Genomic DNA, 18,400 nt, shown 5'->3' with positions numbered 1-18,400 from the left:
ATCAGCGCTGCCAACTAATCGATAGGGTAATGGAATGAACAATACGCGATTAAATACAGGATGGACGACTCTCAGCTCTGTGCCAAAAGGACAGCCTACAAAGAAAAAAATAAAGACCTGTCTGAACAACGAGTTAGAGCAATCCCTTAAGCTTGAAATGGCCATGTTGCAGCTGCAGCAAGAGTTCAGAAAAAAAAGCCAAAGTATCTCCAGTAGTGTTAATAAACTGGGGCAACTGCTAGGTATTGAGCATGTAGCCTAAGCAGAACCTAGAGGTTCAGCATAAGCATCAAAATATTAGTAATCGGCACCTAATTGCCGCAAAAAAAATAAGCCCCGGATAAAAAACATCCAGGGCTTATTTGTTTCTACTCAACGCTTTTTTCTTCTCGCTAGGAGCTAGTTCGTCGAGGCGATCAAGCTAGCGTTACCACCGGCAGCGGTTGTATCCACACAGAGATGGCGCTCGTGAACAAAGCGTTCTGGCAGATGTGATTCCGTTAACAATGGCAGCAAAACACCATCTCGAGCCGCTAAAACAGTACGATAGGCTGAAAGCACCCCAGAGGTTGCGTTGCTCGCGATACCATCAATCCCCGTCAAATGAGCCAAGGCTGTGGCTTCAACTGCACCGTCTAGGCCGACTATCGGTAAACCCGCCTGTGCCAGTTGCTCTGCCAGCGCTTTAATACCTGAGGCAACCGCAACCACACGGTTTCCCTGAGCCAAGGCAACTGCCGCTTGCTGGGTCGCACTTTCCAGATCTGGGCCTGTGCATAACACTAAACCACGGGCATGGAAGCTTAATCGGTTCAACTCACCGGTTGGCCCTGGCATTTCGCGGGTTACTAATAGAGGGGATTTAACATGGCTCGCAAGAACACCTAGCTGCTGTTCAACTAAGTTAGTGGAGATTTCAGCCGAACGAACCGCCATTTTTAACGCCAGATTAATGGCTTCTTGCAATGAGCCTTCTGTTACCTTGCGATCTATTCCTTGGCTATCTGTTACCGGATCACCCTGTTTTTCTGTTACTTGATCACCCTGTGATGCATCATTACCATTTTGATCGGCAATCCGCATAAAGCGGCGGACATAAAGTGGGCCCCCAGCTTTTGGGCCAGTACCCGATAAGCCTTCACCACCAAAGGGCTGTGAACCAACAATGGCACCAATTTGGTTGCGGTTAACATAGGCGTTCCCCACATGAATGCGCTCGGTCACGTAATCAATGCGAGAATCCATGCGTGAGTGTAAGCCAAATGTTAGGCCGTAACCGCGACCATTAATGTCAGCGATCACTTGGTCCAGCTCGCTCGCATCATACGTGCAGACGTGTAGCACCGGGCCAAAGATCTCTTCTTCCATCTCTTTAATACTATCGAGCTTAATCACCGTTGGTGGCACAAAGGTACCTTGATCACCTAAGTCATTTGGCACTTCAAAGGTTTTTAAGCAACGACCTTTCTCTTTAAAGATGTTGATGTGCGCTATGATTTTATCTTGTGCCAGCTTATCGATCACCGGCCCAACATCAGTACTCAACAGCCAAGGATTACCAAGGGTTAATTCTTCCATTGCGCCATAAAGCATTTCTAACAGGTGATCGGCGATATCTTTCTGTACATACAGTACACGCAACGCCGAACAGCGCTGACCGGCACTTTGGAAAGAGGATGCCAGTACGTCACGAATAACCTGCTCAGGCAGCGCCGTGGAATCAACGATCATAGCATTCATGCCGCCGGTTTCTGCGATCAAGGGCGCATCAGCCGACATATTCGCCGCCATAGAGCGATTAATATGTTGTGCGGTTGGTGTAGAGCCTGTGAAACAGACACCGTTAATGCGGGCATCAGAGGTCAAGGCCGCCCCCACAACGGCACCGGCACCTGGCAATAGTTGAATTACATCTTTTGGAATACCCGCTTCGTGCATCAATTCAACCGCACGACTGGCCATCAGTACGGTTTGCTCCGCAGGCTTAGCCAGCACAGCATTACCGGCTGCCAGTGCGGCACAGATCTGACCAGCAAAGATCGCCAGAGGGAAATTCCACGGAGAAATACAGGTAATCAAACCACGGGCGGTGCCGTCTTCGTTATGCAGTTCTGCTTCATCTGGGTAGTAAAGGGCAAAATCCACCGCTTCACGGATCTCAGCGATGCCATCCAGCAGAGACTTACCGGCTTCACGGGTTGCCAGTGCGAACAGCTCCGGCGCATTGGTCTCCATTAAATCAGCAAACTTGCGGATGCGAGCGGCACGATCCGTAACCGGTAGTGCTGCCCAAATCTTTTGACCAGATTGTGCAGCAACAATAGCGGTTTCGATATCGTTTACAGAGGCTTCAAGCACTTCGCCTACCGTATCCTGATGATTTGCCGGGTTAAGTACCGCTTTACGGTTTGAGCCTTCCACGTCACCGGCAATCATAGGGCCTGCTTGCCACTGATGATTCAGGTATTCGCCACGTTCTGCATTCAGCTTTTCAACGGTGCGGGCATCGGTAATATCCCAGCCGATCGAATTGCGGCGGGCCTCACCTTTATCTTTATCCGCAAATAGCTCCGCAGAGCGAGTGATTACAGGATTAGGAATGCTTTCCAATGCCTTTACTGCATCAAAGGGGTCACGGGCGATCTGTTCCGGCGCAATAGAGGTGTCCACAATCTGGTTAACAAAGGAACTGTTCGCACCATTTTCCAGCAAGCGACGCACCAAGTAAGCCAATAAGTCCTGGTGAGCACCAACAGGAGCATAGATACGGCAACGTACTTTGTTTTCCTGCACAACAACATCATGCAGAGACTCACCCATGCCGTGCAGGCGCTGAAATTCAAACTTACCCAGATCATCGGCCAGATTCATAATCGCTGCGACAGAGTGCGCATTATGGGTCGCAAACTGAGGATAGATACGATCCGTCATTTTTAGCAGCTTGGTCGCACAGGCCACATAAGAAACATCGGTGTTCACTTTACGGGTGTAGACAGGGAAACCATCAAGCCCCATCACTTGGGCTCGTTTGATCTCAGCATCCCAATAGGCACCTTTAACCAATCGAACCATGATCTTACGATCGAGTTTTTCAGCTGTCGCATACAGCCAGTCCAGAACAAAAGGTGCCCGTGGGCCAAAGGCTTGAACAACAATACCAAAACCATCCCAACCTGCCAGTTCAGGGTGCGCTAGCACGGCTTCAATAACATCTAAGGACAGATCCAAACGATCCGCTTCTTCCGCATCAATGTTGAAACCCATATTGGCATTTTTTGCCATCAGCGCCAGCTGGAACGTACGCTCGACAAGCACATCCATAACACTTTCGCGCTTAGCGAATTCATAGCGAGGATGCAGTGCTGATAGTTTTACCGAAATACCTGGATTTTTCCGAATATCATCATGTGTACAAGCGGATGAAATCTTAGTGATGGCATCAGAATAGGCGCGATGGTAACGCAGCGCATCAGCATCCGTACGAGCCGCTTCACCCAGCATATCGTAAGAATAGGTATAACCTCGGGCTTGCTGTTTTTTGCCATTTTTAGTGGCTTCTTCAATGGTACGACCTAAAACGAACTGGCGACCCAGCTCTTTCATCGACTGCTTAACCGCCGTGCGTACCACAGGCTCACCCATACGCTTAACCATAGCGCGCAATGTGCTTGATAAGCCTTTTTCATCCGTCGGAGCAATCAGTTTTCCAGTAACCATCAACCCCCAAGTCGAGGTGTTAATTAAAGCGGATTCTGAACGACCTAGGTGTTCCTGCCATTTTCCTGGCACAATTTTATCTTCAATCAATTCGTCGATCGTTTCTGCATCCGGCACACGCAATAACGCTTCAGCCAGACACATCAGCGCAACACCCTCTTTGGTTGTTAAGCCGTATTCTGCTAGAAAGTTTTCCATCATAGAAGGTTTGGCAGAGGTACGAACGCGGGTAATTAACTTTGCCGCTTCATCAGAAATCTGCTGTCGTGTTTCAACAGACAGAGCTGCCATCTCAACCAATGCATGAACCGAACGCGTTTCGTCTGCCAAATAGCGATCACGAATCGCCTCACGGATAGCAGTCGTCGTGTGTACTGCGGCATTTGTTGTAGTGTTCATTGCCTGAGTCATATCGACACCTTTCGTTATTATGGAAACTTGGGGAATCATTCTAGCTTTAGCCGAATAGCCTTTTTCACTATTTTTTTTATAGTTTTGAAACTATTATTTATTTTACCCCCTGTATATCAGGCTTATTATTAAAAATAAGCTGATTTTATAGCGATAAAGCCTATAAAATAAAATAACCCTATATCACGTACCAACTTATCCAAGTTATTGGCATCAATTGATGCCAATCGCTATCATTTTAACCATCATTTTTAGCAACCCTGTGAGTGCACTTATATGAAACGAAATGATGATCTTGACCGTATCGACCATGGAATTTTGCGTGAACTGCAAAAGAATGCCCGCCTTACGGTTACAGAGCTTGCTTCAAGAGTAGGTCTGTCTAAAACACCCTGCCAGTTACGAATGAAGAAACTGGAAGAACAAGGCTATATCTTAGGCTACGTTGCTTTGGTCAATCAGACGAGACTAGGGGTAAACCATGTGGCTTTTGTGCAGGTCAAGCTGAGCGATACCAAAACCAAAGCGTTAGATGCGTTTAATGATGCCGTCAGACAGATACCTGAAGTTGAACAGTGCCATATGATTGCCGCCGGTTTTGACTATCTATTAAAGGTACGTACAACGGGGATGGAAGATTACCGTAAAGTGCTGGGAGAGCAGATCTCAACCCTGCCCTATGTACTACAAACAAGCACTTATGCAGTCATGGAGAGTGTGAAGGATATTGAATCTCATCTCTTGGATAGCTAATGGCAGATCTGTTGGTAGATAACGGCTGAAATCTGACCAAATCTATAAAAAAAGCAGGGTTATCACTAATACCCTAAGCGACGACATGAGATTACAATAGACTGTGACTCAACCCATACTTTCTGAGGCTTTTCATGTCCCGCTTGCACCGCCCACTATTTACACGTTTTACAGGGTATCATTCCCTATGGCTCTCTCATTGGGCTCCCCTCTACATCATGCTGTTTCTTGGGCTTTCAGGTGCCGCTTTTAAGGCCCACGCATCCTTTGATAAAGGTATGCGCTTTTATCAACAGGAACGCTACACCTATGCCCTTAATAGCTTCCTTAAAGCGGCAAAACAAGGTGATGCCAGAGCACAGCTCATGGCTGCACGCCTTTATGAAGATGGGCGTGGTGGTAATTATGATTCAGAGCAAGCTTATGTGTGGTATCAAAAAGCAGCGAATCAAGGTTTAGCGGAGGGCCAATATTTACTGGGAATGTATTACATCGCCCAGGATAACCTTCCCCGCCATCATACCCGTGCAATTAAATGGATTAAGCTTTCGGCAAACCAGGGTTTAACGGAAGCAGAGTACCAACTTGGCCTAATGTACAAGAAAGGGCTAGGGACAGGAAATTGTCTTAAAAGAACAGAGACTTGCTTCAAAAATGCAGATGCTTGGCTAAGAAAGGCCGCTGAAAAGGGTTATGCCAATGCTCAATACCAACTAGGTCTACTTGCGGAAGATGGCGCTGGCGCACATCAAAATTATTCACAAGCGCTGTACTGGCATACTTTAGCGGCCAACCAAAATCATCCAGAAGCCTCTTTAGCACTGGCTTATCTCTATTATTATGGCTTAGGTACAGAAGAAGATCTCGGTCAAGCATCCTTCTGGCTACAAAAAGCAGCAGATGCCGGTATCGCCGTAGCACAGTATAATCTGGCCGTATTATATATGGATTACCCTCGCCGGAACCCCAATTTAGCAGCCTCTCTTAAATGGTACAAAACAGCTTGCGAAAATGACTATCAAAAAGCCTGTGATGGCTTTAATAAAGCAAATAAAAAGTACCAAGATCAACTAGAACGCAGCCTAAATACTGTAGAGAACGGATAACGAAGTGCTCTATCGAATTGTCGCCAAAATAAGCCCTTAAAAAGTAAGTAGAGCTTCATATGAGTCTGAATTTCCGTTTTTTTCTCGCATCGTTATGCCTTATCTTTGCTTCCTTTGCGGCTACGTGGCCGTCTGTCAGTGCTCTAGCAGAAGGGATTATTGAAGATTGGGCCGTTCGCTATGCCGAAAAACAGGTTCTCTATGATCGACAGAGAACGTTGCAACCGGTTATTCGAGAGCTAGAATTAGCCCGCCAATTTGCTCAGTCCGCCGTTCTGATTCGGTTTGCCCGCCAGCCCTATGATTCATCCTTACGTAAAAACGCGCTGCAAGAGATGGAAAGTTTCCGCTTCCATTTCTTAGAGATGAACTATTTTGTCGCGCTTTACAAAACAGGCGAATATTTTCATAACGATACCAATAACCGCTTTCAAGGTCGTCAGCTACGCTATGTGCTGAATCAAAAAGATCCTGCAGATGCTTGGTTTTATCAACAGATAAAACAGAGCCGCAATATACATGTGAATATCAACTGGGATGACAAACTGGATGCCACAAAGCTTTGGACCAATGTTTTACTCAAAGATGGCGAAGATGTTTTAGGTATTGTTGGCACAGGGCTTAACTTGAAAGAGGTGCTGGACAAAATGGTTCAGCGAGTAGAGCCCGGTGTCACCAATATTTTTGTTGATCATATTGGTGCAATCCAGCTCTATCATGATAGTAATTTGATTAACTTTTCTAGTTTTACCCAACCGACAAAAGACCTACATCGCGTTGATGATCTAATCGATACCGATACTGACAGAGCCATACTGAAGCAGTCTATGCAGGATGCGAACAAAAATGCTGACTCGGTTATTAGCCAATATATTCAAGTTGGAGGCAAGCGCAACTTGCTTGCCGTGGCCTATTTACCAGAGATTGACTGGTATGCCATCACCTTAATTGACCTTGAAAAGCTGCTTCCCATCAGTCGCTTCTCCAGCATATTTATCATCTACGGTGTAACGCTTATTATCTTTATGGTACTGATTAATGTCGCCCTAAGAGTGATTATTATGCGCCCACTAGGACAGCTAAATAAGGCGATAGATCAATTAAAACAAGGGCAGGCTGTTAGCGATAATCTAAAAGGCCACGGTGAAATAGGTCTATTAATACAACATTTTAAAGAGATGGCCGCCAAGGTGACGGCATCCCAGTCACACCTTGAACAGCAGGTTAAAGAACGAACACAAGAGCTTGAGATAGCAACACGTACCGATCCGTTGACACACCTATTAAACCGTCGCGGTATGATGGAAATCTTAGAAGAAAGAATGAACCCTCCTTGGCAAGGCTTTAGTCTGATTTTGCTGGATCTTGATTTTTTTAAGGAAATTAACGACCAGTACGGTCATTGTCATGGCGACAATGTATTAACAACCGTCGCCCGTATTCTAAAGAAACACGTTGATATGAGCGGTATTGGCACATCCGCTCGCTGGGGTGGCGATGAACTATTAGCCTGCGTCTCTTTGGATCAAGCCCCGCCGCTATTGGCTCTGGCTGAAAGTATTCGCCTTGAAATTGCACAAACTAATCCTAGCCATGACTATACGGCTGTCCATGGCCGCTTAACCATTAACAGCACCCAGTCATTAACCGATGTCCCATTAACCCACATTCCATTAACCGTTAGTATCGGCGTTTACGTGGTATGCAGTACCGATAATCTAGCTGAAGCTATCCACAATACCGATACCGCTTTGTACCAAGCAAAATCAGATGGGCGAAACCTAGTGCGTTTATTTCGGCCATAAAGCGACGAGCAGAAGTAAACTCGTTCAGCGTGAGCCTTTACTCTTATCTAGGTACATATTTCGATCCGACTTTTTGAGTAACGTTGAAATATCCGCTCCATCCTCAGGGTATACCGCGATACCAACAGCAGCATCCAACGTAACGCTAACATTCTGTGGGATATTTTTAAGTTGAGTTAAAGGTGTACGAACCAGTTGAAGAATCGACTCTTTATGACGCACTGCCTGCTTCAAGTCGCAGTCTGCGATCACGATAACGAACTCATCCCCGCCTAACCGGCTGATATGATCCCGAGCGGATAGGTTGTTTTTTAGCCGCTGAGATATTTCTTTCAAGGCTTGATCGCCATTATCATGACCATAGGTGTCATTAAGCGGTTTGAAGCGGTTTAAATCAACAAACAAAACAGAAAATGGCCCGTCCTTTTGCTGGCTCTGAATATCTCCCTGCGGCTCTTTTGATGATGCCTCAGTCAAGTAATGGCCCATAACCCGCTCCAGAGCCATACGATTTCCTATACCCGTTAGTCGGTCTGTTAATAGCTCTTTTTGCATCATATTAAAGCCTTGTACTAACAAGCCGATTTCATCCTCTTGCTCACAGCTAGGCAACTGCACTGTTTGACCTAAAGCAAAGTGACGCATCGCGACAGAAAGCTGCTGCACACGCAGGCCAATACGACCAAAGATCCAAATACCGAGAATAATTGCCATCAAAACGGCTAACACGCCAATGAAAATAACCACCGATAATGTTTGGCGAAGAGGTGCGGTTAGATCTTTCTCTGGAACCGCCATAACCGCCATCCAGTCCAACCCTGCATCGTCCGTCATATGTTTATAAATAACACGGATGGGCTCTTGGTTGCTGCCAAGCATACGTTGAGGCCCCAGCCCTGACAGTTGAGTCCAGTTCTCACTTTTTAGGGCCTGGAGCGCTGGAGCCATAAGCTGATCCGTATTGTCCAAAATTGAGACTCGTGACGGCAAACCTTGCGGTTGTTGTTTAAGGTTATCGGTATAGGATGCGGCAATAATCTTACCGTTGGGTTCAAGGATCAGAATGCGGCTATTGTCGGTAACACTAAGTGTCGAAATAAATTGATTCAGTTGGGACAAAGAAACATCCGTGGCTACAACACCAGCAAATTCATGTTCATTATCAAGCACTCGCTTTGCCCGAGTGACGACAAGGTCTTTTGAGGCAAAATCAACATAGACCGCCGTCCAAGTATGACTATCAACTTCCTTCGCTAGCGTAAACCAAGGGCGATCACGGGGATCAAAGGTCTCTGTTTCTGTGAGTTGATATTGTGGTTGCTGATTGACATCTGACAGTTGATACAATTTACGATTTTCTTGTTCATTCAACCGAATGCGAACATTAACATTTGTCGGTGATAAACGCTTAATTGCAAAATTCTGTCCCTGAATATTTCCGTAATAAACATAGTCATTCGGCTTGGTATACAGCGTTGTTGCCGCCCAAAATCTAACCTGTAACTCTTTGAGCATGTCGGAAATATCATCTTCCGCCAGAATACCCGTGGGAAAAGCAGTTTCAAGAACGGCAGCAGAGCCATACATATGACGGGCAACAACAAGGCTGATACGTTCAGCTTTTTCGACTAAAAGGTTATCCCCCATATCGGTTAAAGCCCGACCACTAGCAACATACGAAAGTATTACGATCACAAATGTTACCGGTATAAGAAGTCCAACGAATGCTAATATAAGACGGGTTTTTAGGCTATGGAAGTGATGCATCTCTTACTCGACAGGTTAAAAATCCCTTTGGGATATATTTTTATTAGGCCGATGTTATCACTTGAGAAAATAATTCTGTTTGCTGGGCGGCACTAGCCTTTGCTCCTATGCCGAAGTTATTATTCTTTTTTAGTAACACGCACTAAATTAGTTCATTATGAGGCGCTAAATGTCTGCATTTTCTTTGAAAGGAACACGATTATTAGTTGTTGACGATGTTGAGACTGAGCGTATGTTGATAACAGAGTACTTACAGCAGTGCGGCGCTCGTGTGTTTCAAGCCGAAGATGGCCTAGAAGGTGTTCATCAGGCGATATTGATTCAGCCTGATCTTATTCTTATGGATGCCGACATGCCTAAGTGTGACGGATATCGTGCCTGCCGTATTCTGTCAACGGATGCAACAACGGCTCATATTCCAATCGTGTTTCTTTCTGCTTTAAATAGCCCTGAAGAAAGAGTGAAAGGCCTATTATCTGGTGCGGTTGATTATATTAATAAGCCGTTCCATTTTGGCGAGATTAGAATGCGCCTTGTAATCCACTTAAATAGAAGGCCTGAGATGTGTGCTTTACCGCCAGCCTCAGATATTTCGACTATTTCAAATACCGACTTACCTGAGTCTAATAAACCACAAGAAAAACATCACAGCTCGAGGTCGAATTTGAATCGAATTCTGTTCCAAAGTGCAAGAATCCATCTATTAAAATGTCTATCATCTCCACCAAGTTTAGACTCTTTGGCAAAACTTGTAGGCTGTAATAGCAAGAGATTAAATGCTGCCTTTAAGGCCTGCTCAGGCGTTACGGTTTTTGAATATCTACGTGAGGAACGAATGAAAGAAGCACGATTCCTTTTAAAGGAAACAACATTACCTGTTCAGGATATTGCATTTCAACTTGGATTCACCAGTGGCGCTAATTTTTCAACGGCATTCAGAGAACGTTTTGGACTAAGCCCAACGGCACTAAGATAAAGGTAAAAATCACTAATGTCGTTTACTTATACGCCAAATCGATTAGGATACGTCCTCATTGCTCTTTGCTGCCTACTGCCAAGTTCGTGGGCATTTTCAATGACGGTGAATATTGCCTCATTGACTCCGACGGATAATTTAGCATTGAAAATGCTAGTGCTTGATGCGGATCTACCGTCGATTGATCAAGCAAAAAAAGCAGAGGGCTGGGTTGTAGCCACACAAAGCAATTTAGCAGCACCGCGCCAAAACTCTACAATATGGCTTAAAGTTAAACTTCAAAATACCCTTTCCCTGTCTCACTCGCCTGCTCAGTACCTGCACCGTTGGTTAGAGATATCGCCTTGGAGGCTAGGCCGAGTAGAAGCTTGGTTCTTTAGCTCTCAATCTAAAACCACGAAGAAAGATACCCTATTACAATATTACGTAACAGGTTTAAGCATTCCCAAAGAGAAGCGACCTCTGGCCCGATATAACCAAGTCTCTGCGGTGGATAGTCCTCAACCTGATAGCATTCACCCACTGCTACCGATCAATATGGCTTATGGTGAAGAGATTGATCTCTATCTTAGAGTGTCCAGTGACAGTCGACCCTTTCTGAAAATAAGCAGCTGGGATCCAATCGATTTTGTTCACCAAAAGATACAAGGCCAGCTCCACCACCAAGCTCTACTCGCAGCCATTTGCACCTTGTTTATTGTTCTGCTATTGCAACTAAATTTCAAACTAACTCTGCTTGGTATTTGGCTTTTAGTTACGTTTACTTTCGAATCGGAAAAGAATGGATTTTTTAGCCTGTTTCTTTTTCAAGCATTATCAGACTACTCCCTTCAGCTACGATTTTTTACTTGGATTTTAACTGGAACCCTTTTTCTAACGGTGAGTATTTTTCTATTAGGGATGCAGCAACAAAAGCTATGGCGCTATGTGCTAGTTGGCATTTTCTCGGTAAGTGCTGTATTTGGGCTAATGAGCTTTTTCTTGGACGGTGTACTGCTTAGAAAAACAGGCATTTTTATTGATATTAGCTACTCAGTGATATGGCTTTTATTAGTACCCGCCTCCCTGAGAATTAAAAATGACTTTCAACACACGTTACTGGTCATTTTGTCTACATGGTGGCTTGTCGCCAATATTATTCTTGTAGGCTATATAACTAATTGGTACTACACCGCCGCCCTTGCCGAAGGAAAAATCATTGTAGAAATTGGCATAATCCTAAGCCTTCTGGTTGTGTATACACTGCAAGTAAAGAAACACAAAGAAACGATTGAGCGGCAATTAAGGTCTAAAGAGCGCGAAGAAAAAGGTCACCTTGAGGCGGCGGTACAAGAGAAAACCTCTGAGCTAGAAAAAGCACTTAAAATGGCCCATCAAGCAAACGATGATAAAACACGACTGTTAACTCATATTTCTCATGATCTACGTTCTCCACTAACATCCATTATGGGCTATACCCAGCTATTGCAAAGCCAGCCGGAAAAATCTGGTGAAATAATCCAGATTATTTATACCAGTACTATTTATATGAATAATTTGATTAACCGCATTATTGATTATTCAAAGGCAGATGATGTGGCAACTGAATACAGTGACGCCTATATTTATAGCCTGCTCGACGGGATCTGCAATAACTCAAAAATGCTGTGTGAAAAAAACAAGAATCATCTAGTTGCTGATTTTAGCCCTAACCTTTTCCCTGTCGTTCGGATTAATGAGATCCCCCTAAGACAAATTTTGCTTAATCTACTCGACAACGCAGCGAAGTATACGTCTAACGGACGCATTGATTTCAGCGTTCATGTTATCGAAAGCACCCATAATCGTCAGCATGTTGAATTTACGATAAAGGATAATGGCTGTGGTATTCCGAATAGAATTCGCAAGCAGCTATTTAGTCCGTTTGTTCGTGGTAACAAAAATAATGATGGATTTGGTCTAGGGCTCGCCATTGTTAGAGACCTAGTTAAACAGCTAAAGGGGCGCATCATTCTAGAGAGCGTTGAAGGAGAAGGTACATCTATCTCCGTGCTTTTAGCTATTGATAAAGGTGACGAAAATGAGCTGATCTCAGGCATAACCCCAGCCCCTAATGATGCATTACCTTATTATGATGCCAACGAGCAGCCTGTTTGGCTGATAGAAGACTCTGCAAAGATTCGTGAACTTTTAAAGCATGAATTAGAAGACATGGGCTTTATTGTCGAAAGCTTCGCCTCTGCAGAGGCATTTATTATCATGCTAGAAGGAAACACCGAGCACCTTCCAAGCTTAGTGATCACGGATCATCATTTACCTGGTTTGTCTGGTGATGCGATACGGGATGCTATAAAAGCGCGTTCACCGGAGATCCCTATTGTTCTATTGTCTGCAACGTCGCAAGCATTCCGTTCTAAACTAGGATCTAAATCTGAAACTAAAGGATATGAGGCCTATTTGACTAAGCCGGTTGACCTAGCTGTTTTTCGCCAAAAGATAGCAGATATTTGCGGGCTTACTTCTGAATAATGTCAGATAACAGCCTTGAGCTGTTGCCCTCTATCTTCATGGCTTTCAAAGTTATTTGTAACTGTGCTAACGTCAGCCTTTATTCATCTTATCCTCCAGGATTTAAACGGCTACTTACTCATGTTAGATCTCTATGTTTGAACTCTCCGCACTGGTGTTTGCCACCGCAATCAGCATGCTTTATCGCGGCTTAATTGCCGTTATCGCCCCCGAGCTGGCATTGGATCTTGATCTATCTGAGAACCAGTTGGGAACTCTCGCATCACTCTTTTTTATCGGCTTTGCTGCTGTACAAATCCCTGTGGGTATTGCTCTGGATCGGCTTGGCCCGCGTTTAACGATTGTCAGTTTTATGTTAATTGCCATAGCCGGTACAGCACTGTTTGCTTTGAGTACCGAGCGCTGGGCCGCCTATAGCGCTCAGTTGTTAATCGGTGCGGGCTGTGCGCCGCTGGTGACCGGCTCTATGGTGGTGATCTCTAGACGCTTTAGTCCAGAGCGGTTCGCCTATATGACCGCTATCGTGCTCACTCTTGCCAACTTAGGGGATATTTTCAGCACCACACCTTTTGCTTTATTGGCAGAGTACCTTGGCTGGCGTGGGGCACTTTGGATTGTGATGGCGATGACGTCATTCTCTGCTCTGGCTTGTATCCTCTTTATTGGTCGAGACCGGCAGGCGGAGGGTAGTCAACCGGAGAGCTTACGGCAGATGGTTGCAGGGATCGGTCAGGTTGCCATGATCCGTTCTCTATGGCCAATTTTCCCGATTATGTTGACCGGCTATGCCTGCCTGATGACCGTACGCGGCCTTTGGGCTGGGCCTTGGTTAGCGGATCATTATCAACTGGGTGCCAATGATCGCGGCTACCTGTTACTGGGTATGTCTTTGACCATGACTGCAGGTATGTTTTTATACGGTTTACTAGATCGACGCTTCGGTCAAAGAAAGCCTCTCGTAATGGGAGGGACTTTGCTGGTGATCATATCCCTAGGACTCATCAGCTTACCGACGCCACCCTTTTGGTTGGCAACACTCGGCCTATTAATGATGGGGCTTTTTGGCTATACCTATGCGTTGATCGTTGCCCACTGCCGTGGCTTTATCCCACCGCAATTGATGGGCCGGGGCGTTGCCTTTCTGACCTTACTGGGCTTTTTTGGGGTTGGGTTGCTGCAGTCTTTATCCGGCTGGCTAATGGCAGAATATCAATCCTATAGTCTGCTACATGCCAGCCTTGCGGTTATTCTGCTATTGGCTTTAATAAGCTATAGCAGAAGTCGCTTGAACTAAACATCAGCTTCAGTCTTTACAAAGGCAAGACGTTTTTGTCGGTGGGACCACCGGCTTTCACCAGTGAAGAGTAGCAGCCCAAACCATATCATCGCAAAAGTGATCATCTTGGTGCTGTCTAATGGCTCATGATAAACAAACACCGCCAGCGCGAAGGTGATACTTGGGGCCAGGTACTGAATAAAGCCCATCATCGACAAAGGCAATCGGCGCGCAGCCCCAGCAAAAAACAACAATGGAAAAGTGGTCACCAGACCGGCTGCTACTAAGAGCAGGTCAGTTTGCAAGCTCTGGTGACCAAAAACTAATCGATCTTCGTACTGCATCCAGCCTAAGAGACTTAGGGCAATCGGCAGCACAATCAAGGTTTCAACAAATAATCCAGGCACAGCCTCCACAACTAACTGCTTACGTAATAGTCCATAAAAACCAAAGCTAAAGGCCAGTACCAGACCAACCCACGGTAGGCTACCGTATTCAATCAACTGATAAAGCACGCCTAAAGCGGCAAAGCTTAATGCGAGCCATTGCATCGGTCTTAGCCGTTCGGAGAGAAAAATCATCCCCAGAAAAACACTGATTAAAGGGTTGATGAAATACCCCAAGCTCGTTTCCAAAATACGGCCTTCTGCCACCGCCCAGATAAATACCAGCCAGTTTAGAGAGATAATTAAAGCGGTAACAACCAGCCCCCCTAATAACTTTGGCTGTTTAAAGACAGCGACCACTTTACCCAGCCGACCCGTTAACGTAATAAACAAGAGTAGGAAAACAACTGACCAGATAACACGATGTATCAGCACTTCAAAAGCAGGCACATCGGATACCGATTTAAAGTAAACCGGCGCAACCCCCCAAAGCCCATAGGCCGCTAAAGCAAAATAAATGCCTTGGCGTAACCCGTTATCGCTGGCCTCATTCTGATTAGAGGTCTGATTTTCATTTGCCACGTTCTGTTACTCCACAGTAATCTTTTTTGTTGTTAGATGTAGATAGCGCGTCTATTTTTCCGGTAATCAAATATTTCTGCCAAAATTCATCACTGGCGTAACGCAGCAATCGTGTCACTATCGCCACCAGAGCAAAGCTAAACACTAAACGTAGCCACAGTACTGCAGAGATATCCGCCCCCATCACCATGATCAACAACGTATCTTCAATCAGGCTATGACACACGCTAAGCAATAACATGGCAGAGAAAATATCGCGTTTTCCGATATGTCCTTTTCGTGATTCATCAATCAATAAGCCACCACCAAAAGAAAGCCCTAAGGTCATGCCGATAATGGTTAAGCTGGCAGCTTCCGGTCGAATGCCCAACAGACGCAACACCGGCTGTAGCAAGAAAACCATCAAACGCTCAATATGTACCCAGCGTAAAAAACGTAGCAAACTCATTAATGTCGCAATCACCACAACAATCATGGCGAAGCTTTGTAGTTGCTGCCAGGCCCACAGCCCAAGACTGGCTTCTTCAGCCTGTGGCTGCCAAGCCAAACTGGCCGGTTCCTGCAACCAATCCAGTGCCTGATAAAGATGAAAAAGAGCGATACCAAAAATAAGTGCCGAGACAAAACGCATCATAAACGCAATCACAACCCGCACACCGGCTAGCTGAACAATACGAACTTCAATCGGTAGGCTGTGAGCCACCAGCATCATGCCGCCTAAAACACTAACCTGAGCAATGGTCATGGGGTAGTCTGGGGCTAACTGGAAAAAAATCATCATACCGCCATAGATATTGGTGATCAGATTGGTAGCTAAAACCAATCCCATCGCCTCCGGTAAGCCAACCAGTGTCATTAGTGGTTCGAGGAAATGAGCAATAATTGGAATAGCACCCAGCTCCTCTAAAATTTTGACCACGATAAGTACAGGTATCATTAGCTTAAACAGCATCCAACTGACATTGAAAATATCCCGCCCGAGGGATGGCAATGTTTGCTGATAAAAGGATAACCCTTGCTGCTTTATAGCCGCGTTAAAATGAAGCCCCATGTACACCACGCCTGTAACATTGATAAATATTGATAGATGAATCGAAAGAAAGGATGCCAGTTTACCTTGCTTTGTTTAATGAAAAATTTCTTTTGAAGACCTTAAAAGCTATTTATATTTCTTATTTTTATCTGAAACAAATAATAATTAACCTTAATTGCTGAAAAACCTAATAAATAATAAAATCTTGAATATATATAAATATCAGTTTTTGGGAAACACGCCGATGGACCGCATTGATAAAAAAATACTTAACCTTCTGCAAAAAGATAATCGTATCAGCAATCAAAAATTGGCCGAAACCGTTGGCTTATCTGCCCCTGCATGCTTGAAGCGTGTGAAAAAGCTAAGAGAAAAAGGCGTGATTATGGCGGACGTATCCATCGTTAGTCCTCAGATCGTAGGCCATTTAATTAATGTCATTGTTGAAGTTGAGATGAACCGTGATCAGCTTGATGTTTATGACAGTTTCAACCGGCAGATGAGTGCCTGCCCCGAAGTAACGCAGTGCTACCAAGTAACAGGAGAGATCGATTTTGTCTTAGTTGTACTTGTACCTGATATGCAAACCTATGAAGCCTTTGCTCGCAGAGAACTGGCGAGCAATCATCATTTACGGAAGTTTCGTTCACTTATTTCCCTGCGCCGAGAGAAATTTCGTACCGCGATTGAGCTCTAATTCAGTATGAAAATTACTATTTTGACGTATCGCAACGGATTGTAATCTAGCACCGGCTTAGCTTTGATACTCTATCAAGGAGCGTATAAAGTTGGGCGCTTGATTTATAACCTACCTGCTTCTTACCCATAAAATGGCACTAGGAATAATAATAAGGTGCCAAGGAAAAGCCATTGTGGAAACACTTATGCAATCGATTTACCAACTGTTTGGTGTCAACTCGAAAGAGCAGTTTGCCGATCTTATCAGCGCTAAAGAACACCAAGAAATCATTCGCCAGCACCGTGCCGAGCTGATTGCCAGCCGTATATTTCCCTTTGCACTGTTATTCGGTGTTTTGGTTCCTTTATGGGGTGTGCTGGATCTGCTTTTCTTTCCGACGGATATCGCCCTAACCTTTATCGCAATGCGCATTGTGTCTGGAGCCGTATTTCTAACGCTGGCCTATGTGACAAAGAAGGTTCGTATCGGTATGAAGCGAGCTTTGACTTGCTTAATGGTTATGTTGATGGTGCCAACGCTATTTTTTCAATTTAGCACACCGCTAATCGAATCAGCCGAACTCACAGGAATGGCCGCAACGTTAATGCATTTATACGGCTTGCTTCCCTATGTGGTTATCGCCTCGCTAGCACTGTTCCCGCTGACCCTGAAAGAGTTCTCAGGCTTCTCGATTGTCTTAGTCGCCCTAGCCAGTCTTGGCCTATACCGCAGCGAAGGCGGTGACATTAATATGCTTTTAGTGCAGCTCTGGTTATTACTAGTGATTCTAGGCGTATCCATGTTCTCTTCTCTTCAACAAGTGCGCTATTTGATCTCTCAGATGGTAAAAGCGAGCTATGATGGCTTAACCAAGCTATTAACCCGTCGCGCCGGTATGGATATTATGGAGTCTCTGTTTAGGGCTACAGGACTACAGCAATCAAACTTTTCTGTTCTTTTTATCGATCTAGATAAATTCAAGGCAATCAATGATAGCCTCGGCCACGACGCTGGGGATGAGGTACTGCGCCAAGCCTCTAAAACGTTGAGTGAATCTATTCGTCGAGGTGATGCAGCGATTCGCTGGGGTGGTGAAGAGTTTTTGATTTTACTACCGCATACTGATGCCGAAGCGGCCAAAATCGTCGTATCCCGTATTATGGCACGTGGTTTAGCCACATTGCCTGATGGGTCTCCGGTAACGGCCAGTATTGGTTTAGCGGAGCAACATGAAGATAAGACGCTTAACTGGAAAGATTTAGTCGATATTGCCGACAAACGACTTTATAAAGCAAAACAAACAGGACGTGCAAAATGCATCGCACCAGACGGTAGCGAAGTATTTTTCCCAGTAAAAGAACACGCTGAAGCTTAAGGCTTTCTTAGAAGCCCCTGTTCGTC

General features: G+C 45.1%; 13 protein-coding genes. 9 read left to right on the top strand and 4 right to left on the bottom strand.

From position 1 onward, the window contains the following. The first annotated feature begins 34 nt into the window (after window positions 1–34). Window positions 35–262, top strand: a complete 228-nt coding sequence (locus tag G517_RS0112190) for a hypothetical protein (RefSeq protein WP_157833196.1) — start codon at window positions 35–37, stop codon at window positions 260–262. Between the two features lie 137 nt (window positions 263–399). Here G517_RS0112190 and putA read toward each other — a convergent pair whose 3' ends face one another. Continuing rightward, the gene (gene putA, locus G517_RS0112185) at window positions 400–4,128 is read right to left on the bottom strand and encodes a bifunctional proline dehydrogenase/L-glutamate gamma-semialdehyde dehydrogenase PutA (protein ID WP_245543246.1); all 3,729 of its coding nucleotides are present in this window, start codon (window positions 4,126–4,128) and stop codon (window positions 400–402) included. Window positions 4,129–4,404: 276 nt separating this feature from the next. Here putA and G517_RS0112180 point away from each other — a divergent pair, with 276 nt between their 5' ends. The 3 genes from G517_RS0112180 (at window position 4,405) to G517_RS0112170 (ending at window position 7,792) form a co-directional block, all read left to right on the top strand. Next, window positions 4,405–4,881 carry an Lrp/AsnC family transcriptional regulator gene (locus G517_RS0112180; RefSeq protein WP_028304636.1) on the top strand — a complete coding sequence of 159 codons (477 nt, stop codon included), beginning with the start codon at window positions 4,405–4,407 and terminating at the stop codon, window positions 4,879–4,881. A gap of 134 nt (window positions 4,882–5,015) precedes the next feature. Then, window positions 5,016–5,987, top strand: coding sequence for a tetratricopeptide repeat protein (locus G517_RS19000; RefSeq protein ID WP_084632199.1), 972 nt, complete (start codon window positions 5,016–5,018; stop codon window positions 5,985–5,987). Between the two features lie 59 nt (window positions 5,988–6,046). Then, window positions 6,047–7,792, top strand: a complete 1,746-nt coding sequence (locus tag G517_RS0112170; RefSeq protein ID WP_028304635.1) for a GGDEF domain-containing protein — start codon at window positions 6,047–6,049, stop codon at window positions 7,790–7,792. Between the two features lie 24 nt (window positions 7,793–7,816). Here the strand turns inward: G517_RS0112170 and G517_RS0112165 are convergent, their stop codons facing one another. Continuing rightward, complete coding sequence (locus G517_RS0112165) at window positions 7,817–9,487, bottom strand: sensor domain-containing diguanylate cyclase (RefSeq protein WP_169447913.1); 1,671 nt, start codon at window positions 9,485–9,487, stop codon at window positions 7,817–7,819. A gap of 241 nt (window positions 9,488–9,728) precedes the next feature. On the opposite strand from G517_RS0112165, the gene G517_RS0112160 reads away from it, so the two are divergent. From G517_RS0112160 to G517_RS0112150, 3 genes are all read left to right on the top strand, one after another. Further along, the gene (locus G517_RS0112160; protein ID WP_028304633.1) at window positions 9,729–10,535 is read left to right on the top strand and encodes a response regulator transcription factor; all 807 of its coding nucleotides are present in this window, start codon (window positions 9,729–9,731) and stop codon (window positions 10,533–10,535) included. A gap of 99 nt (window positions 10,536–10,634) precedes the next feature. Then, window positions 10,635–13,043, top strand: a complete 2,409-nt coding sequence (locus G517_RS0112155) for an ATP-binding protein (RefSeq protein ID WP_028304632.1) — start codon at window positions 10,635–10,637, stop codon at window positions 13,041–13,043. A gap of 133 nt (window positions 13,044–13,176) precedes the next feature. After that, on the top strand, window positions 13,177–14,337 hold the full coding sequence (locus tag G517_RS0112150) for an MFS transporter (RefSeq protein WP_028304631.1): 1,161 nt from the start codon (window positions 13,177–13,179) through the stop codon (window positions 14,335–14,337). On the opposite strand, the gene rarD is transcribed toward G517_RS0112150, so the two are convergent. After that, window positions 14,334–15,287, bottom strand: a complete 954-nt coding sequence (gene rarD, locus G517_RS0112145; protein ID WP_028304630.1) for an EamA family transporter RarD — start codon at window positions 15,285–15,287, stop codon at window positions 14,334–14,336. The two genes, G517_RS0112150 and rarD, sit on opposite strands and share 4 nt — an antisense overlap. Further along, window positions 15,277–16,338 (bottom strand): hypothetical protein, encoded by a 1,062-nt coding sequence (locus tag G517_RS18995; protein ID WP_102043370.1) that lies wholly within the window; start codon window positions 16,336–16,338, stop codon window positions 15,277–15,279. The genes rarD and G517_RS18995 overlap by 11 nt, the downstream gene beginning before the upstream one ends. Window positions 16,339–16,564: 226 nt before the next feature. Here G517_RS18995 and G517_RS0112135 point away from each other — a divergent pair, with 226 nt between their 5' ends. Then, window positions 16,565–17,017, top strand: coding sequence for an Lrp/AsnC family transcriptional regulator (locus G517_RS0112135; RefSeq protein ID WP_036591441.1), 453 nt, complete (start codon window positions 16,565–16,567; stop codon window positions 17,015–17,017). Between the two features lie 175 nt (window positions 17,018–17,192). After that, window positions 17,193–18,374, top strand: coding sequence for a GGDEF domain-containing protein (locus G517_RS0112130; RefSeq protein ID WP_028304628.1), 1,182 nt, complete (start codon window positions 17,193–17,195; stop codon window positions 18,372–18,374). The last annotated feature ends 26 nt before the right edge of the window (window positions 18,375–18,400 follow it).

Source organism: Oceanospirillum maris DSM 6286, assembly GCF_000422865.1.
In the GTDB taxonomy this organism is placed as follows: Bacteria; Pseudomonadota; Gammaproteobacteria; order Pseudomonadales; family Halomonadaceae; genus Oceanospirillum; species Oceanospirillum maris.
The sequence above is the reverse complement of the archived record's forward strand: the minus strand, read 5'-3'. Positions and strand labels throughout refer to the sequence as shown.

What these genes read in the sequence shown, in the direction of transcription:
- G517_RS0112190 (WP_157833196.1), top strand. Translation starts at nt 35, where the DNA reads ATGAACAATACGCGATTAAATACAGGATGGACGACTCTCAGCTCTGTG.
- G517_RS18995 (WP_102043370.1), bottom strand. Translation starts at nt 16,338, where the DNA reads ATGGGGCTTCATTTTAACGCGGCTATAAAGCAGCAAGGGTTATCCTTT.
- G517_RS0112150 (WP_028304631.1), top strand. Translation starts at nt 13,177, where the DNA reads ATGTTTGAACTCTCCGCACTGGTGTTTGCCACCGCAATCAGCATGCTT.
- G517_RS0112135 (WP_036591441.1), top strand. Translation starts at nt 16,565, where the DNA reads ATGGACCGCATTGATAAAAAAATACTTAACCTTCTGCAAAAAGATAAT.
- G517_RS19000 (WP_084632199.1), top strand. Translation starts at nt 5,016, where the DNA reads ATGTCCCGCTTGCACCGCCCACTATTTACACGTTTTACAGGGTATCAT.
- G517_RS0112170 (WP_028304635.1), top strand. Translation starts at nt 6,047, where the DNA reads ATGAGTCTGAATTTCCGTTTTTTTCTCGCATCGTTATGCCTTATCTTT.
- putA (WP_245543246.1), bottom strand. Translation starts at nt 4,128, where the DNA reads ATGACTCAGGCAATGAACACTACAACAAATGCCGCAGTACACACGACG.
- G517_RS0112160 (WP_028304633.1), top strand. Translation starts at nt 9,729, where the DNA reads ATGTCTGCATTTTCTTTGAAAGGAACACGATTATTAGTTGTTGACGAT.
- G517_RS0112155 (WP_028304632.1), top strand. Translation starts at nt 10,635, where the DNA reads ATGACGGTGAATATTGCCTCATTGACTCCGACGGATAATTTAGCATTG.
- G517_RS0112180 (WP_028304636.1), top strand. Translation starts at nt 4,405, where the DNA reads ATGAAACGAAATGATGATCTTGACCGTATCGACCATGGAATTTTGCGT.